General features: G+C 66.7%; 20 protein-coding genes, 2 pseudogenes and 1 riboswitch. Of the genes and pseudogenes, 14 read left to right on the top strand and 8 right to left on the bottom strand.

What is annotated here, in order from left to right; all coding sequences use genetic code 11:
- Positions 1-501 (bottom strand): hypothetical protein (locus DQP56_RS09620; protein ID WP_205868834.1); only part of this gene is annotated, 501 nt, incomplete at its 3' end.
- A 126-nt stretch (positions 502-627) separates the two neighbouring features.
- Here DQP56_RS09620 and cysS point away from each other — a divergent pair.
- From cysS to DQP56_RS09635, 3 genes are read left to right on the top strand one after another with little or no spacing between them, the layout of a single operon-like run.
- The gene (cysS, locus tag DQP56_RS09625; protein ID WP_112684853.1) at positions 628-2,037 is read left to right on the top strand and encodes a cysteine--tRNA ligase; all 1,410 of its coding nucleotides are present in this window, start codon (positions 628-630) and stop codon (positions 2,035-2,037) included.
- Positions 2,038-2,979: a 23S rRNA (guanosine(2251)-2'-O)-methyltransferase RlmB gene (gene rlmB / locus DQP56_RS09630; RefSeq protein WP_112684855.1), complete on the top strand. Its 942-nt coding sequence runs from the start codon at positions 2,038-2,040 to the stop codon at positions 2,977-2,979.
- A gap of 20 nt (positions 2,980-2,999) precedes the next feature.
- Positions 3,000-3,869 (top strand): glycerophosphodiester phosphodiesterase family protein, encoded by an 870-nt coding sequence (locus tag DQP56_RS09635; RefSeq protein ID WP_112684857.1) that lies wholly within the window; start codon positions 3,000-3,002, stop codon positions 3,867-3,869.
- Here the strand turns inward: DQP56_RS09635 and DQP56_RS09640 are convergent.
- The 3 genes and pseudogenes from DQP56_RS09640 to DQP56_RS09650 form a co-directional block, all read right to left on the bottom strand.
- Positions 3,866-4,288 (bottom strand): annotated as a pseudogene (locus DQP56_RS09640) (ArsB/NhaD family transporter); the annotation flags it as partial. The gene DQP56_RS09635 and the pseudogene DQP56_RS09640 overlap by 4 nt on opposite strands.
- 5 nt (positions 4,289-4,293) lie before the next feature.
- Positions 4,294-7,350 (bottom strand): annotated as a pseudogene (locus tag DQP56_RS09645) (fatty acid synthase subunit beta domain-containing protein); the annotation flags it as partial.
- Positions 7,351-7,792: 442 nt separating this feature from the next.
- Positions 7,793-8,515, bottom strand: coding sequence for a DUF1906 domain-containing protein (locus tag DQP56_RS09650; protein ID WP_112684859.1), 723 nt, complete (start codon positions 8,513-8,515; stop codon positions 7,793-7,795).
- Between the two features lie 66 nt (positions 8,516-8,581).
- On the opposite strand from DQP56_RS09650, the gene DQP56_RS09655 reads away from it, so the two are divergent.
- Complete coding sequence (locus DQP56_RS09655) at positions 8,582-9,871, top strand: MFS transporter (protein WP_234825581.1); 1,290 nt, start codon at positions 8,582-8,584, stop codon at positions 9,869-9,871.
- Positions 9,872-9,874: 3 nt separating this feature from the next.
- Here DQP56_RS09655 and DQP56_RS09660 read toward each other — a convergent pair whose 3' ends face one another.
- On the bottom strand, positions 9,875-10,246 hold the full coding sequence (locus DQP56_RS09660) for a DUF732 domain-containing protein (protein WP_112684861.1): 372 nt from the start codon (positions 10,244-10,246) through the stop codon (positions 9,875-9,877).
- Positions 10,247-10,489: 243 nt separating this feature from the next.
- Here DQP56_RS09660 and DQP56_RS09665 point away from each other — a divergent pair, with 243 nt between their 5' ends.
- Both DQP56_RS09665 and DQP56_RS24660 read left to right on the top strand, forming a co-directional pair.
- Positions 10,490-10,690 carry a helix-turn-helix domain-containing protein gene (locus tag DQP56_RS09665; protein ID WP_165824960.1) on the top strand — a complete coding sequence of 67 codons (201 nt, stop codon included), beginning with the start codon at positions 10,490-10,492 and terminating at the stop codon, positions 10,688-10,690.
- 356 nt (positions 10,691-11,046) lie between these two features.
- Positions 11,047-11,158: riboswitch (SAM riboswitch) on the top strand.
- Positions 11,115-11,351 (top strand): hypothetical protein, encoded by a 237-nt coding sequence (locus DQP56_RS24660; RefSeq protein WP_165824959.1) that lies wholly within the window; start codon positions 11,115-11,117, stop codon positions 11,349-11,351. Its footprint overlaps the riboswitch before it by 44 nt.
- Before the next feature lie 18 nt (positions 11,352-11,369).
- Here the strand turns inward: DQP56_RS24660 and DQP56_RS09675 are convergent, their stop codons facing one another.
- Positions 11,370-11,678 (bottom strand): helix-turn-helix domain-containing protein, encoded by a 309-nt coding sequence (locus tag DQP56_RS09675; protein WP_435673841.1) that lies wholly within the window; start codon positions 11,676-11,678, stop codon positions 11,370-11,372.
- Between the two features lie 331 nt (positions 11,679-12,009).
- On the opposite strand from DQP56_RS09675, the gene DQP56_RS25570 reads away from it, so the two are divergent.
- The 5 genes from DQP56_RS25570 to DQP56_RS09710 all read left to right on the top strand — a co-directional run bounded on the left by DQP56_RS25570 (position 12,010) and on the right by DQP56_RS09710 (position 18,350).
- Positions 12,010-14,061, top strand: coding sequence for a PE family protein (locus DQP56_RS25570; protein WP_165824961.1), 2,052 nt, complete (start codon positions 12,010-12,012; stop codon positions 14,059-14,061).
- A 57-nt stretch (positions 14,062-14,118) separates the two neighbouring features.
- On the top strand, positions 14,119-14,811 hold the full coding sequence (locus DQP56_RS09695) for a hypothetical protein (protein ID WP_112684872.1): 693 nt from the start codon (positions 14,119-14,121) through the stop codon (positions 14,809-14,811).
- Positions 14,812-14,895: 84 nt separating this feature from the next.
- The gene (locus DQP56_RS09700) at positions 14,896-15,549 is read left to right on the top strand and encodes a DUF732 domain-containing protein (protein ID WP_112684874.1); all 654 of its coding nucleotides are present in this window, start codon (positions 14,896-14,898) and stop codon (positions 15,547-15,549) included.
- 138 nt (positions 15,550-15,687) lie between these two features.
- Positions 15,688-17,490 carry a protein kinase domain-containing protein gene (locus DQP56_RS09705; protein ID WP_112684876.1) on the top strand — a complete coding sequence of 601 codons (1,803 nt, stop codon included), beginning with the start codon at positions 15,688-15,690 and terminating at the stop codon, positions 17,488-17,490.
- Between the two features lie 263 nt (positions 17,491-17,753).
- Positions 17,754-18,350 (top strand): recombinase family protein, encoded by a 597-nt coding sequence (locus DQP56_RS09710; protein WP_234825582.1) that lies wholly within the window; start codon positions 17,754-17,756, stop codon positions 18,348-18,350.
- 38 nt (positions 18,351-18,388) lie between these two features.
- Here DQP56_RS09710 and DQP56_RS09715 read toward each other — a convergent pair whose 3' ends face one another.
- Positions 18,389-18,976 carry a hypothetical protein gene (locus DQP56_RS09715; protein WP_133258905.1) on the bottom strand — a complete coding sequence of 196 codons (588 nt, stop codon included), beginning with the start codon at positions 18,974-18,976 and terminating at the stop codon, positions 18,389-18,391.
- Positions 18,977-19,161: 185 nt separating this feature from the next.
- Here DQP56_RS09715 and DQP56_RS09720 point away from each other — a divergent pair, with 185 nt between their 5' ends.
- The 3 genes from DQP56_RS09720 (at position 19,162) to DQP56_RS09730 (ending at position 21,649) form a co-directional block, all read left to right on the top strand.
- Positions 19,162-20,172, top strand: coding sequence for a hypothetical protein (locus DQP56_RS09720; protein ID WP_112684882.1), 1,011 nt, complete (start codon positions 19,162-19,164; stop codon positions 20,170-20,172).
- Between the two features lie 59 nt (positions 20,173-20,231).
- Positions 20,232-20,771 carry a DUF8548 family protein gene (locus DQP56_RS09725; protein ID WP_112684884.1) on the top strand — a complete coding sequence of 180 codons (540 nt, stop codon included), beginning with the start codon at positions 20,232-20,234 and terminating at the stop codon, positions 20,769-20,771.
- A gap of 131 nt (positions 20,772-20,902) precedes the next feature.
- Entirely contained in the window at positions 20,903-21,649 is a 747-nt protein-coding gene (locus tag DQP56_RS09730) for a DUF5131 family protein (protein WP_112684886.1), read from the top strand.
- Here DQP56_RS09730 and tcmP read toward each other — a convergent pair.
- Entirely contained in the window at positions 21,646-22,761 is a 1,116-nt protein-coding gene (gene tcmP / locus DQP56_RS09735) for a three-Cys-motif partner protein TcmP (protein WP_112684888.1), read from the bottom strand. The genes DQP56_RS09730 and tcmP overlap by 4 nt on opposite strands.
- Between the last annotated feature and the right edge of the window lie 92 nt (positions 22,762-22,853).

A 22,853-nucleotide genomic window follows, 5' to 3' on the forward strand; every position in this document is an offset into this window, starting at 1 on the left:
GTCGGTGAGCGCACCCGTCAGCACGTCAGGGTCGAGGGTCAGGTCGAGATTCGCCAGGTCACTGGCGATCGGAGCCGCCAGGCCCCAGGCGTCGGTGGCCGCCGCCGAACCGGCGAAATCGGTAGCCGCGGCCGCAGCGGCCTCCGCACCGGTGGACGGGGCTCCGCCGGCGAGAGCGGTCACACCCGACATCAGCATCGGCGCGAGCATCATGGGGGCGTACATCGCCATCATCGGGCCCATCATCGCCATCGAGCTGCCGATGGAGGTGGCCATCGAGCTGGTCGTGGTGGCGCCGGCGGTGGTGGCGGTCTGACCGGCCTGCTCGACCTGATCGGCCTGCTGCTGCTGCAGTTGCTCGTGCTGCGCCTGCTGGGCTTCCGCGGCCAGCTGGGCAGGGTCGGGCTGCGGGGTGGGCTCATCGGCGTAAGCCAACCCTGTACCTGCGATTGTGGCCGCAGCCAGGAGCGCACCGGAGACTGCCACCAGACGTTTACTCACTGCCGCAATATATGCCACCCGTCACCACCTGTCCACCGATGCGGTCATGAGTGTCGATTCCTGGGAAATACCTGGTAGAGGCGGTCGCGCCGGTCGCCCACCACCGGCCCGGTAAGCTGGCCCGTCGTGACCGATCGCCCCAGCCTGCGACTACACGACACGGCAACCGGCGCCGTGCGTGACTTTGTCCCGCTGCGGCCCGGTCAGGTGTCGATCTACCTGTGCGGCGCGACCGTTCAGGCGCCGCCACACATCGGCCACGTCCGCAGCGGGGTGGCGTTCGATGTGCTGCGCCGGTGGCTGACCGCCCGGGGCTACGACGTCGCCTTCGTTCGCAACGTGACCGACATCGACGACAAGATCCTCACCAAGGCCGCCGCGGCCGGCCGGCCCTGGTGGGAGTGGGCCGCCACCCACGAGCGGGAGTTCACCGCCGCCTACGACGCGCTGGGCGTGCTGCCGCCGTCGGTCGAACCGCGTGCCACCGGCCACATCACCCAGATGGTCGAGTTGATCGAGCGGTTGATCGAGTCGGGGCACGCCTATACCGGCGGCGGCGACGTGTATTTCGACGTACTCAGCTATCCCGAATACGGTCAGCTGTCCGGTCACAAGATCGACGACGTGCACCAGGGCGAGGGTGCGGCCACCGGTAAACGCGACCCGCGTGATTTCACGCTGTGGAAAGGCGCCAAGCCCGGCGAACCCAGCTGGCCGACGCCCTGGGGCCGGGGCCGCCCCGGCTGGCACCTGGAGTGCTCGGCGATGGCTCGGACCTACCTCGGTGCTGAGTTCGACATTCACTGCGGCGGAATGGATCTCGTCTTCCCGCACCACGAGAACGAGATCGCTCAGAGTCGTGCCGCCGGTGACGGGTTCGCCAACTACTGGCTGCACAACGGCTGGGTCACCCTGGGCGGCGAGAAAATGAGCAAGTCGCTGGGCAACGTGTTGTCGATGTCGGCTGTGCTGCAACGGGTTCGGCCAGCCGAACTGCGCTACTACCTGGGCAGTGCGCACTACCGCTCGATGCTGGAGTTCTCCGAGACCGCCCTGCAGGACGCCGTCAACGCCTACGTCGGCATCGAGGACTTCCTGCACCGGGTGCGCAGCCGGGCCGGTGCGGTAGCCGTCGGCACCTGGACGCCCCGGTTCGCCGCCGCCCTCGACGACGACCTGTCGGTGCCGATTGCGCTGGCCGAGGTACACCGGGCCCGCGCGGAGGGCAATCGGGCCCTCGACGCGGGCGATCACGACGGCGCGCTGGCATCCGCCGGTGCCATCCGCGCGATGATGAACGTGCTGGGCTGCGACCCGCTCGACGAGCGGTGGGAATCGCGCGACGAGACCTCGGCGGCACTGGCGGCGGTCGACGTGCTGGTGCGTGCCGAACTGCAACGCCGAGAAACGGCTCGCAGCGAACGGGATTGGCAGTTGGCCGACGAGATCCGCGGCAGGCTCAAAGACGCCGGCATTGACGTCACCGACACCGGGGACGGCCCGCAGTGGTCGCTGCTGCTCGATGGGGCGGGCTAGATGGCCGGCAACTCCAGACGCAAGGGTGCGGTGCGCAAGCCCGGGACCAAGAAGGGTCCGACCGTCGGTTCCGGCGGGCAGCGGCGTCGCGGGCTCGAGGGCCGCGGCGCCACGCCGCCGGCGCACCTGCGCGAGTACCACCCGGCCGCGAAAGCCGCCAAGCGCGCCGCCAAGCAGCGGGCCTATCGGACCGCCAAGCGCACCGACGAGAGCGAAACCGTGCTGGGCCGCAACCCGGTGCTGGAATGTCTGCGGGCCGGGATCCCGGCCACCGCGCTGTATGTCGCACTCGGGGCCGAGGCGGACGAGCGTTTGACCGAATCAGTAACGAGGGCAGCCGATTCCGGGTTGCCGATCCTGGAGGTCCCCCGGTCGGACCTGGACAAGATGACCACCAACGGCCTGCACCAGGGCATCGCGCTGCAGGTGCCGCCGTACAACTACGCGCACCCTGACGACCTGCTGGCCGCGGCACGGCAGGATGTCGCGCCCGCGCTGCTGGTTGCGTTGGACAATATCTCCGACCCGCGCAACCTCGGCGCCATCGTGCGGTCGGTGGCCGCATTCGGCGGTCACGGCGTGCTCATCCCGCAGCGCCGGTCCGCGTCGGTCACGGCGGTCGCCTGGCGCACCAGTGCCGGTGCGGCGGCCCGTATCCCGATCGGGCGCGCACCAAACTTGACGCAAACCCTCAAAGGGTGGGCGGACCGCGGCCTGCAGGTGGTCGGGCTGGACGCCGGCGGTGACACCGTGGTCGACGAGTTGGACGGGACGGGACCGATGGTGCTGGTAGTTGGCTCCGAGGGTAAGGGCTTGTCCCGGCTGGTCCGGCAGAACTGCGATGCGATCGTGTCGATTCCGATGGCCGGGCCCACCGAGTCGCTCAACGCGTCGGTGGCCGCCGGGGTGGTGCTGGCCGAGATCGCCCGCCAGCGACGGTGATCCGTCGGGCTGCTGTCGCGATGGCGGCTGCGGCTGCGGTGCTTGCCGGATCCCCGGTCGCGGCGCAGCCGGCGAGTTTCGATCTGCAGGCGCATCGCGGCGGGCGCGGCGAGACCACCGAGGAGTCGCTGCGCGCGTTCGCCAAGGCGATCGAAGCTGGGGTCACCACACTGGAACTGGATATCGTGCTGACCCGGGATGCCCAGCCGCTGGTCTGGCACGATCGGGTGATCGAGCCCGCCAAGTGCGCCGATACCGGTCCGGTCGTCACCAAAGACCCCGACTACCCGTACCTGGGCAAGCGGGTGGCCGACCTCACCTTGGCCCAACTGCGCACCCTGGACTGCGGTCAACCGCTGCCGGAGTTCCCTGATGCGGAAGTGGTGCGCGGCAACGTGATCGCGACGCTGCCCGAGGTCTTCGCCCTGGCCGACTCCTACCGCTCCGACGTGCGCTACAACATCGAGACCAAGGTCGACGGCGGCAACCAGCGACAGATCGTCGAGGTGATACTGGCGGCGGTGCGGGCCGGTGACAAGCTCGACGCCGTCGAGATCCAGAGCTTCGACTGGCGCACCCTGTCGCTGGTGCGCGCCGCCGAGCCGGCCATTCCGCTTGTCGCGCTGTGGGAACGGGGACCGGACCCGATCACCGGCGCCGCGGCCGTCGGTGCCGACGTGGTGTCCCCGGAGCATCGGATCGTCGACCGGGCCTTCGTCGAGCGCGCCCATGCCGCCGGGCTCAGGGTCATTCCGTGGACCGTCAACGATGCCGACGCGATGCGCGAGCAGATCGCCGCGGGGGTCGACGGGTTCATCACCGACTACCCGAGTCGGGCACGTGAGGTGCTGGCCGAGTCCGGTATGCCGCTGCCGCCTGCGACCGGCTAGGCGCCCAGCAGCCGCGCACCGGCCCACAGCGCCAGCACCGCGGCCAGCAGGGTCGGCGGAACCGTGCACAGCCCCAGCCGGGTGTACTCGCCGATACCGGCCCGGACGCCATAGCGGCGCAGCACCCGGCGCCACAACAGGTTCGACAATGAGCCGGCATAGGTCAGGTTGGGGCCGATGTTGACCCCGATCAGCACCGCCAGCACCGCCACCGGGCCGGCGGGTGCCACCAGTGGCGCCAACACCAGCGTGGCGGGCAGGTTGTTTACCAGGTTGGCCAGTATCGCGGCCACCGCCGCCACGCCGAGCAGCGCGGCGAGCCCAGCGCCCGCCGGCAGCAGCGCACTCATCCGGTCGCCCAGACCGTTGTCCACGACGGCGCGTACCACCACACCGAGGGCCAGCACGAACACCAGAAAGCCCTGGCGCCGTCAGCGACCGATGGCGGCACGGTGAAGCGAATGGTGATCCAGACACCGGACAACGGAACGCTGAGCACGACATTCTGATCCGACACGACCTCGAGACGCGCGCCGGTCGTCGCGTGGGTGGCGGCGCGGTTCTCCTGCACCTGCCACTCGGAGGAGGCACCGATCCGGTGCACCGGGTTGGTGGCGGTACGACCCGCCCACAACACGTCGGGAGCGTCAAGCAGCACGGCCAGCGGGCCGGTCACATCGGTGCGGCCTTGACGGCGCGCGGTGACCGGGGTGGGCTCCACCCCGGTGGCCAGCACCTGGTCGACTGCCGCCTGCTCAAAGCGGTCGAGCAACTCGCCGACCGGCTCGTCGACCCGGGTGATACCGGCCACGGCGGTGATACCCGGAATGATGCAGACCTGGTCGGCGGTGTAACGGGCGTCGTGCGCCTGCCACAGCGAGTCACTGCGCCACCAGCGACGCACGTCCTTGTCGATCACCGGCACGAAGTTGACCGGCTTGCCCGGCGTCTTGCACAGCTGGGTGAAGAACGGCGCATCAGCGGGGTGCAGCACGACGGTCTCGGCGTCGGGGTAACGGGCCACCAGTGCGGCGATGGCGTCAGCCGGACGCTCCAGGATCGCGGTGTCGCCGGCGGTGAACAGCGTCTCGATCGGGCCGGATTCGACCTCGTTGAGCCGGGCTTCGGCGCGCTGCAGCATCGAGCCGAACCGTTCCCGCCAGGTGTCGGCCAGCCAGGGGCTGTCCGGCGAGGCGGTGTCGGCGGTCGAGTCGCCGTCACCGATCGCCAGCTCCACGTACCGGCGCAGCCACTGCGCGTAGGTCATCTCGGTGACGTCACCGAAGTAGGGCTTGGCGGTGTTGGCCAGCGCGGCGATGATCTCGTCACGGCGGGCCGCGACCGCGTCACCGTCACCGGCGACCTCGTCGAGCAGCCGGCCGCACCGCGAGGCGGTGTTGTCGATCTCGTGGATGTCGGCGCCGAGCTGGCTGCGCGAAGACGCCATGCCGCCCCGGGCTTTTCCTGCGCCGATCCAATGGTCGGTGCCGGTGGTGTCGACGAGCATCTGCTTGACCGCCGGCGAGGTGGTGGCCTCCTTGGTGGCCATCGCCGCAGTGCCCACCAGGATGCCGTCGACGGGCATCAGCGGGAAGCCATGGTCCTGCGACCAGCGCCCGGACAGGTAGTCGGCGGCACGCTCGGGGGTGCCGATTCCACCGCCGACGCAGAGCGTGATGTTGGGCTGCGAACGCAGCTCGGAGTAGGTCGCCAGCAGCAGGTCGTCGAGGTCCTCCCAGGAGTGGTGACCACCGGCGCGGCCGCCCTCGACGTGGGCGATCACCGGGGTGGTGGGCACCTCGGCGGCGATGCGGATCACCGACCGGATCTGCTCGACGGTGCCGGGCTTGAACACCACGTGGCTGATGCCCGCCTCGTTGAGCTCGCCGATCAGCTCGACGGCTTCCTCGAGTTCCGGGATGCCGGCGCTGATCACCAATCCGTCGAACGGGGCGCCCGACTGACGGGCCTTCTGCACCAATCGCTTTCCGCCGACCTGCAGCTTCCACAGGTACGGGTCGAGGAACAACGAGTTGAACTGGACGGTGCGGCCCGGCTCGAGCAGCGTAGTCAGCTCGGCGACCCGGTCGTTGAAGATCTCCTCGGTGACCTGCCCACCGCCGGCCAGCTCCGACCAATGCCCGGCGTTGGCGGCCGCGGCGACGATCTTGGCGTCGACGGTGGTCGGCGTCATGCCGGCCAGCAGGATCGGCGACCGGCCGGTCAGCCGGGTGAACTTGGTGTCGAGCTTGATCCGGCCGTCGGGCAGCTGCACCACCGACGGGGCGTAGCTCGTCCACGGCCGGGCCACCTCCGGCACGGCGCCGATGGTGAACAGGTTGCGCTGCCCGCCGCGGGTGGCCACCGGCACGATCCCGATGCCCAGGCCGCGGATCACCGGTGCGGTCAGCCGGGTCAGGATGTCGCCGGGCCCCAGGTCCAGGATCCAGCGGGCGCCCGCGTCGTGCAGCGCGGTGATCTCGTCCACCCAGTCGACCTGGTCCACCAGGATCGACTCGGCCATCGAGCGCGCCAGGGCGACGCCGTCGGCGTCGAAGCCGATCTGGGCGGCCCACTTACCGACGACCTCGATGCCGTCCGACAGCCGCGGCGAGTGGAATCCGACCTCGACCTGCACCGGTTCGAAGACCGGCGCGAAGACCGCGCCGCCGCGTAGCTTGTTCTTGCGCTCAGCGGCCTCCTTGTCGGCGATCTGCTCGCAGTACAGCTCGAACCGTGACAGCTGTTCGGGGGTGCCGGTGATGACGACCGCACGCCGGCCGTTGCGGATGGACAGCACCGGCGGCAGCACAGTGCGCACATCGGTGGCGAACTCTTCCAGCAGTTCCTGGATGCGTTCCGGGTCGGCGTTGTTCACCGACACCATGGGCGGGCGGTCCCCGAGGATCGAGATGCCGCGACGGCGGGCCACCAGCGTTCCGGCGGCCCCCACCAACTGGGCGATCGCGAGCAGCTGGACGTCGGCGGTGCCGCCGGCTTTCAGCGACTCGACGGCCAGCACGCCCTGCGAGTGCCCGGCAGCGGCGACCGGCGGGGCGGCCGCCAGGTCCAGGCCCTGGCGTTCCAGCGCCCGCACCGCGGCGATCTGGGTGAGCAACACGCCCGGTACCGACACCGCGGCCGAGGTCAGCTGCTTGGCCGACGGGATCGGGTCCTCGGCGGCCAGCGCACGCACCCACTGCAGCGGCTCGAAGCCGATCGGCCGGACCACGACGAGTTCCTTGGCGACCGGCTCCAGCAGCAGGTCCGCCTCGCCGGCCAGCGTGGCCAACTCGGTCTCGATGCCGGCGGAGGAGACCAACTCCTCGAGGGACTCCAGCCAGGCGCTGCCCTGACCGCCGAAGGCCACCGCGTACGGCTCGCCGGCCGTGAGGCGATCCACCAGGGCGGACGAGGCGTTGGCGAACGGGCCCGGGCCGGACCCGTCGGCGGACACCCGGTCATGTTCGTGGATCGTCACGTTAGATATCTCCCTGCTCTGGAACATCGCGTCTTTGTTGTGCCTGCCGGCATGACCGGCTTGGCCCCGATCGGGCAGCGGGCTCTCGCGTCGTCGCGGCCGCGCTACAGCAGTAAGAGTGTCATAAGAACCTGTGCCGTTTCGGCAGCTAATTGGTTACTCATGAGTTCTACGCTCGGGTAACCCACCTGCGGATATCACGCGCTCGGACCACGCTTCGATCGTCGGGGAACAAACGTCCTGCATGCGCGGGGTTACGGTCGAGTAGCCACAACAGCCCTGATCAAGGCTGCATTGTTATCTAATCGTTATGTTCGAATCCGGCCGGGTCAGGCTGTCGTAGACAGCCACTGACGCAGTGTCAACCCGGCACCGTGATCCGCGCCACCCGACGAGCGGCCGCCGGGCCGCCCAGTCGGTGCCCCATCGTCTCGGGCGTGGGTCAGGCCCACTGACCGAACCGGGGCGTCAGGATCTGATTGATGTCGACACCGACATTGCCGACCTTGCGTTTGTCGACCTCGACCTGATGCAGGTTGGCCGCGTGGTGCGCAATACCGCCCGGTGACCCCCAGTTGTGCTGCCAGAAATAGGAACCCAGGCCGTCTTGCACGGCCCACTCGATGGTCGTGGAGTTGGCGTACACAGCGGTACGTTGCTGCCCGATCACCGATTCCCAGCCGCGAAGGTAGGGGGCCACCTGCGCCCGGTACTGCTCGTAGGACGGGTCGTCGTCGATGGAGGCGTAGATCGGGGCGTCGTCAGGGCCGCCCGCCGTGGCATGCAGGTGCGAGCCGCGTTGGGCGTGCTCGACGCCGGCCTCCTGACCGCCCAGCCAGTCGGCGGTCGCCTGTTTCCCGTACTGATAGCAGGAGACGATCGCCAGGCCGTTCTGGTGCAGATCGTGCGCCTCGGCCGGCTGGATCGGCTTCCCGAGCATCCAGTCGGCACCAGGCCGGCGGTCCGAGACGTAACGGATGGCGCCGACGGCACCGGCCGCTCGGATCTCTGCGGCGGTCAGGACGCCGGCCGAATAGTCCAGCAGGATGCCCAACGGCTCCGCCCGTGCCGTCGTGGCCGATACTGCCGATGCCGCGGCGCCCAAACCGATCACGGCCGGAGCGGTCGCAGCGAATTTGAGCACGTCGCGCCGCGAAACCAACACGCGCCAAACGATACGGCAGCACCCGTCGAGCACCGGCGTCTCACCACCACAGGGCAGGATGGCCGGGTGACACAGCTGCAGATCACGGATCGCTCATGGCGTCCCTGGGCGGTATGGGGCACCGGCTTGCTGTCCTATGTGGTCGCGGTGCTGGACCGCACTACCTTCGGGGTGTCGGGCCTAGACGCCGCCGACCGGTTCAGCACCGGCCCGAGCACGCTGTCGTCGTTCGTGATCCTGCAACTCATCGTGTACGCCTCGATGCAGATTCCGGCCGGAGTGCTGCTGGACCGGTTCGGCCCCAAGGCGATGATCGCGGCGGGCGTCGCGGTGCTCTCGGCGGCTCAATTGACGCTGTCACTGACCCATTCGCTGCCCATCGCGATCGGAGCGTACGGCGTCGTCGGGTTGGGCGACGCGTTCGTGTTCATCTCGGTCATCAGATTGCTGCCCAATTGGTTTGCGCCGGAACGCGTCCCACTGCTGACCCAGCTCACCGGGATCTGCGGCCAGTTCGGCCAGTTGCTCTCGGCGGTACCGTTTCTGGCGATTCTGCTGCACCAGGGCTGGACTGCGGCTTACCTGTCGGCGGCGGCCCTGGGGGTGCTGGCGGTCGCGCTGACCCTCGCGGTGTGCCGGGATGCTCCGCCCGGGGCGCCGATCGCCATGCAGCCGCGGACGTTTCGGGCGGCGTTCGGTGAGGTGAAGACGGTCTGGTCCCGGCCGGGCACCAAGCTGGGCTTCTTCACCCACCTCGGCACGCCGTTCTCGGCGAACGTCTTCGCGCTGATGTGGGGCGTGCCCTACCTGACTACCGCACAGGGGCTTTCACGCGCGCTGGCCGGTGCGTTCCTGACACTGTCGGTGGCGACCTTCGTCGTTGTCGGCCTGTTGGTCGGCACGTTGTCCGCGCGCCGGCCCCAGCACCGGACGGGTCTGGTGCTGGCGATGATCGCGCTGACCGCCTGCACCTGGGCTGTGCTGCTGGCACTGCCCTCCCCCGCACCGCACTGGCTGCTGGCGTTGCTGATCGTGGTGATATCGGCCGGCCAGCCGGTGTCTATCCTGGCATTCGACTTTGCCCGCACCTACAACCCGCCGGCCGCGCTGGGCACCGCGCAGGGCATGGTCAACACCGGCGGCTTCATCGCCACGCTGGTGATCATGCAGGCGATGGGGATCGTGATCGCGATGGCGGGCGGCTTCTCGTTCTCGGCCTTCCGGCTGGCCTGGGCCGTGCAGTACGTCATCTGGGCGCTGGCCGCGTTGGGCGTGGTGGTCAATGCCCGCAACGCCCGCGACTTCGGGGCCCTCGGTGAGGCGCAGGCGCGGGTTGTTGTTGCCGGCGAGCCGTGAGGCTCACGCAGTCCTGGCGTACGGGTCCGGCGATTGCGGGCAATAGGCGTGCCGGGCCGCGGTGATGACGCCGTGCGCTTCTGCGGGTGTCACCTGCAGGTGTGCGATCACCGAGATCGGCACCAGCCGCGGCGCGCCGCTCAATGCCGAACAGACCGCATGTCCTTCTTGCACCAGCAGATCGCCCAGCGACTCGCACTTGGCGCTGCCGCAGATCTGCTTGGCGTAGTCGGGGTGAAGTCCCTCATGTTCCAGCTCGGCGAAGAACACCTGATCCTCATCGCTGGGATCGTCGGCGAATGCCGTCGGCGGCGGGTTTGCGATGACACCGGCCAGTACCGCGCTTAAGGTGGCGAAGACTGCTTTTCCGTTCATGATGCTGCACCAATCGCGAGGACGACGACGTCCATTCTCGCACCGGCAAGGCGCTGGCGACATGGCGAAATCGATTGGAGATTTTGTGCGGGCGGAGGGACTCGAACCCTAACTCCCATGCAGGTAGCCATCCTATAAACCGCGTTGACCTGCTGGTTAAGGTGTATCGAGATAGCTTCAGATAGACACTGCTAGACCCAAAATGTGGGGGAAATGTGGGGGCAGATCGGTGCGCTGGTAACTATGACCGGAACCGAGGCCACCAGCGAACGAGGGTTGACACCCGGCGAGGCCTCCCGGCGTCTGGGCGAGGACGTCAACACCATCCGGCGGTGGGTTCGCACCGAGCAGTGTCCGGTGATCCGAGACGGACGCAAGCTCCGCATCCCGGCGGCGTGGGTTGACGACCCGAGTGGGTGGCTGGCCGGACTGAGCGGGGGCTAGCGCGGGTTCGGCCCCGGCGCGTCGAACACTCAGTGCACCAACAATTTTGTGTCGTTTGTGTGTTACTTGCTGGTGCCCAACTTTGCGACGACTACAGGATGGCCTGGCGGAGTGACGCGAGGCACGACGGTCGATGACCTGCGCCGGGAGATCGGCCGACTGGAGGACTTCGCCGGATTGCTCCCGACCCGGGTCGAAAGGCCGTGGTACCTGACGGACTCCGTCTTGGCGGGAATCACCCAGCCGCCGGGAGGGCGCGCAAAACCCCAGGGCGTCGAGGACGGCCGTCTCAGGGCGGCCGGGTAATTCCCGTTCGCGTCGGGTCCTTGTCGGCTCGTCTCGGTACCCTGAAAGGGCTTCATGAGTTGCCGTCGCCAAGCTCCGACTGGACGGCACGCCAACGCCACGCTTGTGGGTGGCTCGGATGACGAAGCGGCCCGCACCAACAGGTGATGGCAAGAGCACCTCCGCAGCGCGGGCCGGTGAACAACCGCGACAGGAGCCGAACCTGATGACCGCCGAGAAGGGCTGGATCGGTGAGCCACAGCCGCCAAAGCAGTGGCACGAGTCTCGTGCCTCCGCCGCACGTCGCTGGGTCCAGGATGAGCAGCGTCGCCGCCAGAAGCGCGGAGACTACAGCCCGGTGACGGTGGAGTGGTGAGGTCTCGCGGCCACAGGGTCAAGGTTGTGGCATGGGGAGTTGGCTGACGAGTTCGCCAGGATCGATGTCGAGTCCTGCGGCGATCTTGACGATGGTTTCTAGCCGCAGGCTGCGCTGGCCGCGTTCGACTTTTCCCAGCTGCGTCCAGTGAATACCGCAGCGGACGGCAGCGGACTCTTGGCTCAGGCCAAGTACCGTGCGGCGGTCGCGGACCCGTTCCCCGAAAACACGGGTGGTCTCGTTGAGGGCTGGGTTGGGTTGGTCGTCGAGCACGGTGTCCAACGACATACGGCTCAAGCGAAATCGGCCAGAGCGCAACGCACCCATGCATGTTGCACCCATGCGTATCAGGCCTGTATTGTCAGCGGACCCGTTCACGATTGCTCATGTGGACTTGCTTCCATAAAACAGGTCAACTAGTCAATTATAGAAACTTCAGATAGTTTTAATGAAACTGTGAACTAGGTCGGGAGTTCCGTCGACTTCACGACCTCGTTTCTGGCAGGCAAGTGGTTCTAGGTTTGACTCCCCCAGCAAGGAGCTGTGCATGAGCGGTCGCCGTACTGTCGAACAACGTCGTTCGTCGAGTCGGTACAGCAGGGCGCAGCATCGTGTCCTGGGAGCTGGAAGTGCGGTCAGCGCTTTCTTGGCTTTTGGGATGACGCCGCTGACCGCGCCCACCGCGCAGGCCGACGTTGGTGACGTGATCATCGATACGGTGGCCTCGCTGTTCGAGTCCTCGACCTGGTCAGACCCCGACGCCCTCGGCGCGGCATGGGACACCCTGATCCTGCAGGACAATTGGGATGCCCTGCTTCTGAACTTGGACGACCCCGGCTTCGGAGCGGTCGTGTTCAACGAGTACTTCTACACCCCGCTGCACGACTCCATCGACACCTGGATCAACAGCTCTGACGGCCAAGTCTTCGCCAACTTCGTCAACTCCGCATCGGGGCAGTATCTGATCGGAGACGGCGCTCACGGAACCGCCGACAACCCCGATGGCGGGAACGCCGGGTTACTGTTCGGCGACGGCGGCAACGGATACGGCTACAGCGGCAGCGGCGGCAACGCGGGGTGGCTCTTCGGCGACGGCGGACACGCCGGGTCGGCGGACGCAGGCAGCATTCACACATCGATCACGACCTTCGCGGCCGAAAATTCGGGTCCGATCAACGGAACCGCCGGTGTTGGTGGCAACGCCGCATTCCTGTTCGGCAACGGAGGCAACGGCACCAACGGCGGCGACGGTCAGTTCGGCGGCAACGGCGGAGCCGGTGGTGCAGGCGGTAACGGCGGCTACTTCTTCGGCAACGGTGGCAACGGCGGTAACGGCGGTAACGGCGGCGACGGCGTTCTTGGTATTCACGCCGGTCTGGGTGGCGATGGCGGCACGGGTGGCGCTGGCGGTGCGGGTGGGCTCCTGTTCGGTGCTGGCGGTGCTGGCGGCACGGGTGGCAGCGGAGGGGCCGGTGCAAGCGCCGCCCTCGTCGATGGCCCGCTAAGTGGTCTTCACGGCGGCTCGGGCAGCGCTGGCGGCGACGGTGGTGCCGGTGGCGTCGGCGGTGCTGGCGGACAACTCTTCGGCGCAGGCGGCCACGGCGGTGACGGCGGTACGGGTGGTCGCGGCGGCGACGGAGCCGACGGCGTAGCCGGGCTCTCTCAAACAGGTGCGGTAGCCGGAGACGGGACCAACGGAGGTAGCGGCGGCAACGGTGGCAATGGCGGTCTCGGCGGAGGCGGCGGCCGGGGTGGGCTGCTGGCCAACGACGGTCGAGCAGGCGATCAAGGAACGGGTGGAGTAGGCGGTAACGGAGGAAACGGAGGCGTCGGCGGACAGGGTGCAGACGGTGCCGACGGTTTCTACAGCGATTTTTCGACGATCGGTGGGCCTGAGCAGCACCCCCACGGCTACGCGGGTCAAGACGGCGGCAACGGAGGTAACGCCGGTGCAGGAGGAGCGGGCGGTAAGGGCCTCGGCGGTGTCCGCGCTGCTGACGGGATCAACGGTGTCGCCGGTCGAGGCGGCAACGGCGGCACCGGCGGCACCGGTGTGTCCGGCAACTCCGGCAGCCCTTTTACTTGCTTGTCTTGCCCCGGTAACGGTGGCGCGGGCGGCAACGGTGGCCGTGGCGGCCTGGAAGTCGACGGCATCACTCGTGGCAACGGCGGCCACGGCGGTGATGGTGGCGTCGGCGGGACCGGCAGACAGGGCGATGACGGACTACAGGGGACCTATTGGGCTAGCCCCCACGGTGGAGACGGCGGCGTCGGCGGCGTCGGCGGTACCGGTGGCGGCGGTGGAGATGGCCACGTGGCGGGCAACGGCGGCGCGGGCGGCTCAGGCGGTGCCGGTGGCTGGGGCGGCAACGGTGCCAATGAGAGCGGTACTAATCCGACAGGGCCAGCTGGTAGCGGAGGCCGAGGCGGCGATGGCGGCGTCGGCGGACAGGGTGGCACACCAGGCCAGGGCCAGATCGCTGGCCACTACGGCGCAGCCGGTGAGGGTGGTCTCGGCGGTCAGGGCGGTAACGGCGGGCTCACCCTTGACGGTCAGCACGCCGCAGGCGGCGACGGCGGCAATGGCGGTGCGGGCGGCACCGGTGTCGGCGACGGAGTTGGCGGTAGCGGCGGTAGCGGCGGCGCTGGAGGGAACGGCACACCGCCGGGTGTTGATGGTGTAGACGGACCCGACGGTGACGGCCGCTGAGTTTCGCGCGCCACACCACAGTCATCGACCCCCGAGAACCTGACGGGAATCAGGACAATGACCTCTATCGACAAGCTGTTCATCGGTATCGCGCTGGCTGCCGCAACGGCCGGAGTCGCACTTAGTGTCTCGTGCGCGACGTCGGTGGCGGGCCCCAACGACAAGTACGTCCACCCAACAAAGCCGATCACCGACCCCGTGAAGCAGAGGGCATTCGTCTGTTCCAGTTTCGACCGCTATGGGGTGCGCAGCGACGTCATCGACGGGATGCTCCACGACCTAGCTTCCTGGGGTCGGAGCTCGTTTACCAAAGGCGTCATCGACGCTGCCGTATACGGAGAATGCCCCCAGTACATGAACAGCTACCTCGCCGTGATCCGCGAGCGGAATCAGTCGAGACTCCCTGCAACCGAAGCGGATCGGCGGCCCGCCCCGACGCAGCAGGCACAGCTACCACCCGAAACGGACGTACCAAACCTCAGGAAGGTGGCGGCTGCCGAAGCGGCATGCGCACCTCGTCGACATTTCCCGTTCGGCCGCGATGTTCACGGCCACACCTACGTCTGTTTTACGGTTTACCAAAGGCCGTCGCAGGGCCATTGGATACCAGTGCCGCCGCTAATCGGGGTCCGAGACCCGGGAACGTACTGCAGCAGAAGTCAGGGGACCGCGCAGTCTCCGGAGGGCCTGCCTCTGCTGTGCAGCGAGATGGGCCGCTGGTACGAAAACACCGACAACCTGCCCAACTGACATGACGCGAGCAATTACACGCATCCGACGTGTCTCGCAGAACCGGCATCACACCGAACTCAACCACGACACATAGGTGTAGCGATGACCAGAACCACTCGCCTTGGGCTCGCGATTTGCGCGGCCCTGACCTCAGGCCTGCTCGGAGCCGGAATCTGCTCAGCAGAACCGGGTCCAATGGATCCCGGCTACTGCGGTGCACGCCAAGATCCACTCGACTGCGTGCCCTATGACGGCCCGACCCCACCACCGCTGAGCAGAGGCGAGGCTACGTATCTGACCCTCGTCCGCCCCGGTTACTCCGCCGACGACGCCACCCTGCTACGCATCGGACGCGGCACCTGCAACATGCTCCGAGGCGGGACGTCGTCCAACTATGTCGTCAAGGATATCGCCAGCCACTTACAGACCCCACAAGCGGACGCGACTCACCTACTCAACGCCGCGAACGCTCAGATCTGCCCCGACCTCACCATCGGACCAGACGGAGTAGCCAGACGGTTCTCGGACCGCTCGGACTCCTACAACATCGGTTATCGCGAGGGAGTGGAGCCAAAGTTCTTGGAATATATCAACGAGTTCGGGGAAAGTCCCGAACATTTATGCAGGGAAATGTCGGATACCCGACGTGATGTCAAGCTCGGTGGCAATCCCAATATCGACCCGGCCGACTACGTGCGGGGCTGCCTTGCCGGTATCCGCGACGCGAGAAAGTCGACTGCACCACCCCCCAGGTAGGCCCCTAGCGCGGAGGCCCTCATCTGAGGCCGATCGGCGGTCCGCACCGGCCCAACAGGCACCGCTACCAACGGTAGCGCGGCAACCAATCGTCGGCAGACCCTACTGATGAGCCACACCACCTAGAAAGGAAACCGCATGGAGGGCACGCCATTCGGGCGATATCGATTGGTCGAGGTGCTGGGCCGTGGCGGCATGGGAGAGGTCTGGCGGGGCTTCGACACCGTCACCGAGCGGACCGTGGCGGTCAAGGTGTTGCCCGCGCATCTGGCTGGTGACGAGGGGTTCCAGCAGCGCTTCCTGCGAGAAGCCAAGGCGGCGGCCAGCCTCAACGAACCGCACGTCGTGCCGATCTACGACTTCGGCGAAATCAACGACCGTCTGTTCGTAGCCATGCGCCTCGTCGACGGCCACGACCTCCAAACCCTGCTCGCCGACGGTCCGTTAGCACCCGATCGGGCCGTGGCCATCATCGAGCAGGTCGCATCAGCGTTGCAGGCCGCCCATGGTATTGGCCTTGTCCACCGTGACGTCAAACCCTCCAACGTCCTTGTCGGCGAAGACGACTTCGCCTACCTGATCGACTTCGGGATCGCCCGCCTTGCCGGGGAGACCGGATTGACCAGCACCGGCATGACACTGGGTACATGGCCGTACATGGCCCCAGAACGGTTTCGGACCGGCACAGCCGACGCCCGCTCCGATGTCTACGCGCTGACCTGCGTACTGCACCAAGCGCTGACCGGACAACAGCCGTTTCCAGGGGAGAGCCTGGAGCAGATCGCAACGGGCCACATGTTCGACCCACCTCCCCGACCTTCGGCTATCCGGGGCAGCGTTCCCGCAGCACTGGACGACGTCATCGCCACCGGCATGGCCAAGGACCCCGACGAGCGCTACGCCACCGCCAGGGAACTTGCCCAGGCAGCTCGGCGAGCGGCATTGCCAGCGACGGTCAGCCACGCAACAATCGCCGCCGCCGGGGCAGCGACGCTCGCGGCTCCCGCACCCGAACTCAACTACGTCCCGACCCAGGTGGCCCCGGCCTCGGCCGTGCTTGATGGTGCGCCGTCGGAACGGCCCGATCAGGTGCAGGAACTAGATGAACAACGTGCCGAGACGCGCCGAAGCCGTTGGGCGATCTCGTCTTTCATCCTAGGATTGATCGGGGGGATTGGAGTCGGGTTCGGACCACCGGGCTGGGTCTTCTATGCCTTCACAGCTGTTGCACTAGCAGGGGTGGCGTTTGGAGTCGTCGCGCTGGCGAATATTCGCCAGACGCATCAGCGTGGCCGTTGGTTAGCGGTCTCAGGGGCAGCGTTCGGGGCAATATGGCTGTTGTTTGCCGTCTTCGTTGGTCTGACTGTCTCGCCCGGTCTGCCCTCGGGCCACTCGGACTCTTACAAGATCGGATATCACGACGGGTCGGACCCGACGTTCTTGGACGAATTGATCAATGAGGGCGGCATGAGCCCCGAAAAGATATGCCGAGACAGCCTGGATGCCCGACAGGATGTGAAACTTGGCGGCGATCCCAAGATCGACTCAGGCGACTACATGCAGGGCTGCCTCGACGGCATCCGAGACGCGAGAAGGCCAGCTGCCGGGCACAGCACGTCGGCCGCCCCATCGACACACACATCACACCCTGCAAACGAAGCGGATCGGCGTCCCGTCCCCGCCCAGCCAGCGCCGCCCGACCCCGATGTGGTCTTCGTGCAGCGATTAATAGACGCCGGGCTCACGATCAAAGACCGCGCCGGGGTGATCCAGATGGGGCACAACGTCTGCGACTATCTGGGCGATCACTCGAAGCAGCAGACCATCGACGACATGTACCGGGACCAGGAGGAACGCTGGGACAAGCCCAGCAAGGAGAAGGTGGCCGCCATGGTCGAAAGCTCGATCGCCGTCTACTGCCCGCAATACAGTGGACGGTAGTGAACCCGGATGGGCCACTTCCCCGTCTAGGCGATGAATAACGTCGGTACCACCGGGGGGTGCCAGGCCGCGAGCATCGCTGCAGGCTGCGCGTCAGTGACGAGCGTGCCAACTGCCATGCTCCCGATCGGTGTCTCGATTCTTTAGTTTCGAGAGGCTATCCGGTGACATCGACGGCAGCAACGTTTTCCGAGGTCAAGAATCTCAAAAGTCCTCTCTTATCTAAAGTCCAAGATTCGTTATTTTGAGATATGATAGGCGGCGTGACTGCTCCCCTCTTTGCCCCCGAGACCGGTCAGCTCCTCGGTTACGCCCGGGTATCCACCGGCCACCAGTCCCTCGATGCTCAGGCGGACGCGCTGACCAGCATCGGGGTCAGCCGACAACGCATCTACTCCGACAAGCTGACCGGCACCTCCACGAAAGAACAGCGTCCCGGCCTGGCCACATTGCTGGACTACGCTCGGCCCGGCGACACGATCGTGGTCGTCGGTATCGACCGACTGGGCCGTAACGCGGCCGAGGTCATGACCACCATCCGTGACTTGGGCCAGCGCGACATCATCTTGCGTTCGCTGCGGGAAGGCATCGATACATCGAACGCGACCGGGCGCATGGTCGCTGGAGTGCTCGCGTCCCTAGCCGAGCTCGAACTGGAGCTTGGTCGGGAACGGCGGGCGGCGGCCAAGGCGGCCAGGAAGGCTCGCAACCTGCCTATTGGGCGGCCTCGCGCCATCAGCGACGACAAGTTGGCCCTTGCCCAGCGAATGCGGGCCAGCGGCGAACCGGTACCGGTGATCGCCGAGGCCCTCGACGTCAAGATTCCGACGCTCTACCGCTATCTGGCCGAGAAAGGCTGATCCGCACCGACGCGTGGGCGCAGCTCGTGCTTGCGAGGCTACGGAAGGCCGATTCGTTGGGTCCAGGCGTCACCGCTGTGGTCGGGCGTCGGGTGCCAGTTCACCGTCACAGTGCGATCTGCCGTCTGCATTGATACGAAAAGCCCCAGCCTTACGGCCTGTTGCCCGTCGACCACGTCAAAGCGGTTGTATCCCCCACCCCCGGGGATAAACACGTCGGCGGGACGGACTGTGGGCTCGCCGGTAACGACCACCGCATATTTTCGGGTTCTGGTGCCGTTGGTCAGCCGGAAATCCATCGCGTTACCTGTGCGGTCGATCCGCCACGGGTTCCGATCTTCAGCGTCGGCTGCATCTTGCAGAAGGACGATGTGCGCCTCTTGAGCAGTGGCCAACCGCTCGGCAGCATCGGCTGACCGAGCCGCCGCTGCGGATGCCGCCTCAGCGGCCTTGGTGGCTCTGGACTCGGCAGCTTGCGCGGCGGCTTTCGCGGTTTCTGACCGGCGAGATGACCGCCACGACTGGACGCCGAAAAGTGCGGCGACGACAACCGCCAGCCAGGCCGGGAGAACGTCGCCCCAATGCTGCGATAACCAGTGAAGTAGCGAGTCCACCCAGCACGGCACGAACAGCAGGCTAACGGCCGACGCCGGTTCCACCGTGGCTTTCGCGCTGGTGTCTCCGCATCGGTCGCGGCCACCGCGCCGCTGCCGGAGTGGAGGACCCGCCACGCAGCGGTGGACCGTGCAGCCGGGGCTGCAGGAGCTGGAGCCGGAGTGGCCCCCGTTCGACGTGGTGTTGACTGTCACCCGTGACGCAGATTTCATCGGCGCTCGACTGGTTGCCCGCTGAACTCACCCCGGTGGCCATGCGCTTGGCGCGCGCCGATGAACTTCAGTACGAGCTGGAGAAACTGTGCTTGGAATGGTCGAGCCGAGCACTCGACTTTGCGCAGGTGTGGAACAACGAAGGGTTGCTGGATCTCGCCGTGTCCGCAATCCGGCCAACGCCGCCCGCGATAACCATGCTGTTCAGCGAAGCCGTCAATCACCTGCGCGCGGTTGTCGACAATGTGGTTTTCTACCTCGTCGAACAAGCACGCGGCTCGACCTTGCCGTCGAACCAGGCCACACAAGTAAAAATGCCAATATGCCAATCGGCTGACAGCTTTGCGGGGTGGTCGAAGAAGGTCGCCAAGCACGTGCCCGAGTTGGGTCCTGGGACCACGCTCAACCAGCGGATCGCGAGTGCGCAGCCCTTTGCGGACCGCACCGTCACCATGTCGATCCCAATCGGCCTGGCGAAGATGGTGGGCGGCACCGGCCACGATGGGGTTCATCCACTGCTGTTGCTGCAGGGATACTCGAATGAGGACAAGCACCGCATGATCCGCCCCGTCATGTGCAGGTCGATTGCGACCCGTGCCGACCTGCCGTTCATGACCCAAGACCTGGGGTGGAAAGTGATCAACGTGGGCGACGTCGTTGCCAGCGACGTGGAAGAAGGCACCCCGGTGGAGGTGACCTCGCGGACAGCAGTCCATGTCCAGCGCGCCCAAAGCGCGGTATGGGTAACGCCAGGAGCGGAACTTGGGCAGATTCACGATTTCGTCGCGGACATCTTGGTTCCCACCCTAATCACCGGTACGCCAAGCACTCCCCCCTTGCCGCGGCAGGTCGATCTGAGTGACAACGGGGAGACCGCCGAACAACGGATCGGGGCCGGAAAGGATGAGTCCGCGCACCGGCGAGCAGGCCGGGAGGTAGGAGAACGGTTGTTCGCGGACGCCATCCCCCCGCGAATCTTGCCTATGCCCAACTAGCGAGTCGGGGGCCGCCTCCGGCCTGCCCCCTGTTGCCCAGCCGTGCAACGCTTGCGCCCGTGACCCACCCCGCCGAGCAGTTGCAGACCCTGATCACCCGCTGCGAACAGTTCCGCGGCGCCAAAGCCCCGGACGGCTACCGCGACAGCCTCGCCCTCTGCATCGTCGACAGCGTGCAGTCGACGGGCGTGAAGTACTCCAGCGTGGAGAAGGTGGTCGACCGTTACCGGGTCTACCGCCGGGCGCAGGGCGGCGACCCGAACCGCGACGGTGTGCGCGAACTCCTCGCGACATTCGAGGAGCTGCGCGTCCCCGACGGCTGGGCGGAGGCGATCGGGAACTGGAACCGGACCTCGACCCGCGGCGGGATGCTGAAGGCCGAAGCGATCCGAGACGCAGGTACAGTGCTCACCACTGAAGGTGTCGTGAAGCCGGATCGGATGATCTGCCGATTCGTCGCCGACTCGTTAACGCTGCCGCGCAAGGGCATCACGCTGGAGTTCGCCGGTGCGATCGTGACGGCCGCCGCCAAGGACATAGAAATGTCACCGATCGACCTCGACCACGCGATCTGGCAGTGGCAGCGGGTCCGAAAATAGGGCCGTGCCCCCCGGCCGCCCTAGTTCTCATACGACACACCGGTCACGTCTGCATCATCACTATTTTTGGTCAGTGGCTGATCATAGAGTAACGGTAAACGCGGGAAACCGCAGGTGAGGAGGCGCCTACGATGGCTGATCGTTCGGCGATCGAGTGGACTGAGGCCACCTGGAACCCCGTCACCGGCTGCGACCGCGTCTCGGCGGGATGCGACCACTGCTATGCGATGACTCTCGCGAAGCGGCTGAAGGCCATGGGTTCGGCGAAGTATCAGGTCGACGGCGACCCAAGAACGTCCGGACCTGGCTTCGGCGTCACCGTCCATCCGCAGGCCCTCGATGAGCCGTACCGTTGGCGCAACTCGCGCGTCGTGTTCGTGAACTCGATGTCCGACCTGTTTCACGCAAAGGTTCCGCTGGACTTCATCCGCGACGTGTTCGACGTTTGTCGCGACACCCCCCAGCACACCTACCAGGTGCTGACCAAGCGCAGCCTGCGGCTGCGGCGCGTGGCCGACAAGCTCGACTGGCCGGACAACCTCTGGATGGGCGTGTCCGTGGAGAGCGCCGAGGTACTGCAGCGAGTAGACGACCTTCGCCAAGTGCCCGCCGCGGTGCGGTTCTTGTCCTGTGAACCGTTGCTCGGCCCGCTCGACGGGATCGATCTCACGGGCATCGGATGGGTGATCGCGGGCGGCGAATCCGGCCCTCGCTATCGGCCGATGGAGCTGGGCTGGGCGCGTGGCATCCGCGATTCCTGCCAGGAGGCCGGGGTGCCGTTCTTCTTCAAGCAGTGGGGCGGCCGGACACCGAAAGCACTTGGCCGCGAACTCGACGGCCAGCTGTGGGACGAAATGCCTGAGGCCGCTACGGGTTAGCTTTCGTCCTCGACCTCGTCATCCGGACCTTCCTCGAAGATCCGGATACGACTCGTGGCCGGCCAGGGCGCGTTCTTCGGCGTCGTCACGGGCGACAGCCGGACCGCCATCCCCTCCTCAAACAGTCGACTGAGCGCGGTGCGCACGTGTGGTTCGGTGTAGCCGAGGATTTGCGCCTGCGCCACCAGCGTGGCGAAGTCGTGAACACCGATGCGCTTCCGGAAGTCCTCGATCAGGTCATCGATATCGGGTTCGAGCAGGCTGGGCTGGAACGCCGTGTCAGCGCTGGCCCCGCGACCGCTCGTAGGGTCCGCCGACCACTTAGCGGAATTCCAGCATTCGAGCCCAGCCTGGTGGTGCGTCGCGAAGATCAGCGAGTACCGGGTGTACCGGCGCGCGACATCGACACCGAACGCCGAGGTGTGGCAGCCGAGCGCGTTGAGCTTCTCGCAGTACAGGTTGACGAGCGCAGCCTTGGACTGCGCCGTGGTGAGCCCCTCGGGAATGTTCTTCCACGCGTCATCCCCGTAGAAGTTGTTCATTACAGACACCATCGCCGGGTTCGTGCGGAACCGGTGCGCTTCGTCAGCCATGAACGTGATCACGGCGTCGTTCTTGGGCAGCTTCACGATCTCCGAGATGATCGACCACGGAATCTGGTTGAGCCCGAAAGGGTCGATAATCCACAGTGCCTTATGCCCCGGCGTGATGTGCTTCTGCCGGACGTCCCCCACGATCTCCTCGAAGGGCTTCGGCCCGACCGGCACATGCGTGATCCGGCCATCTGCGGGAAGAGACCTCATTCGCGCGTCCAGCGCCTCGCACCGCCGCGAGTCAAGGTCGTTGGTCACAAGGGTAAGCGGCTGGAAGTTCGGACGACAGACGTGCTCCCGGTAGAGCTTCGCAATCATGATCGCGCTGCCGTCGAGACCATCGGAGTACATGCCCGAGCCCGCGAAGCCGTCGATGATCGTCCCCGGCTTCGCCCACTTGCCTTGCAGAACCTTGCCCATCCAACATGCGATGTATCGCCGGTAGAATGCGTGCTTCAGGCGGGTGTGCGGGTCCGACTCGTAGTCAACCTGGGAGCGCAGATCTTCTTTTCGTGTCACCGGCCCGAATCCGTCTCCGCGGACATCACGGTTCGCCGGGGATCAAGCCTCATCAATTCGTCAGTGTGTTCTGCCGCCACTCTGGCAGCGTA

The organism is Mycolicibacter senuensis, from assembly GCF_003284925.1.
Lineage (GTDB): Bacteria > Actinomycetota > Actinomycetes > Mycobacteriales > Mycobacteriaceae > Mycobacterium > Mycobacterium algericum_A.

Coding starts and splice junctions, on each gene's coding strand:
- rlmB (WP_112684855.1), top strand. CDS start 2,038: ATGGCCGGCAACTCCAGACGCAAGGGTGCGGTGCGCAAGCCCGGGACC.
- DQP56_RS09635 (WP_112684857.1), top strand. CDS start 3,000: ATGGCGGCTGCGGCTGCGGTGCTTGCCGGATCCCCGGTCGCGGCGCAG.
- DQP56_RS09660 (WP_112684861.1), bottom strand. CDS start 10,246: ATGAACGGAAAAGCAGTCTTCGCCACCTTAAGCGCGGTACTGGCCGGT.
- DQP56_RS09665 (WP_165824960.1), top strand. CDS start 10,490: ATGACCGGAACCGAGGCCACCAGCGAACGAGGGTTGACACCCGGCGAG.
- DQP56_RS24660 (WP_165824959.1), top strand. CDS start 11,115: ATGACGAAGCGGCCCGCACCAACAGGTGATGGCAAGAGCACCTCCGCA.
- DQP56_RS09675 (WP_435673841.1), bottom strand. CDS start 11,678: ATGGGTGCGTTGCGCTCTGGCCGATTTCGCTTGAGCCGTATGTCGTTG.
- DQP56_RS25570 (WP_165824961.1), top strand. CDS start 12,010: ATGACGCCGCTGACCGCGCCCACCGCGCAGGCCGACGTTGGTGACGTG.
- DQP56_RS09695 (WP_112684872.1), top strand. CDS start 14,119: ATGACCTCTATCGACAAGCTGTTCATCGGTATCGCGCTGGCTGCCGCA.
- DQP56_RS09700 (WP_112684874.1), top strand. CDS start 14,896: ATGACCAGAACCACTCGCCTTGGGCTCGCGATTTGCGCGGCCCTGACC.
- DQP56_RS09705 (WP_112684876.1), top strand. CDS start 15,688: ATGGAGGGCACGCCATTCGGGCGATATCGATTGGTCGAGGTGCTGGGC.
- DQP56_RS09730 (WP_112684886.1), top strand. CDS start 20,903: ATGGCTGATCGTTCGGCGATCGAGTGGACTGAGGCCACCTGGAACCCC.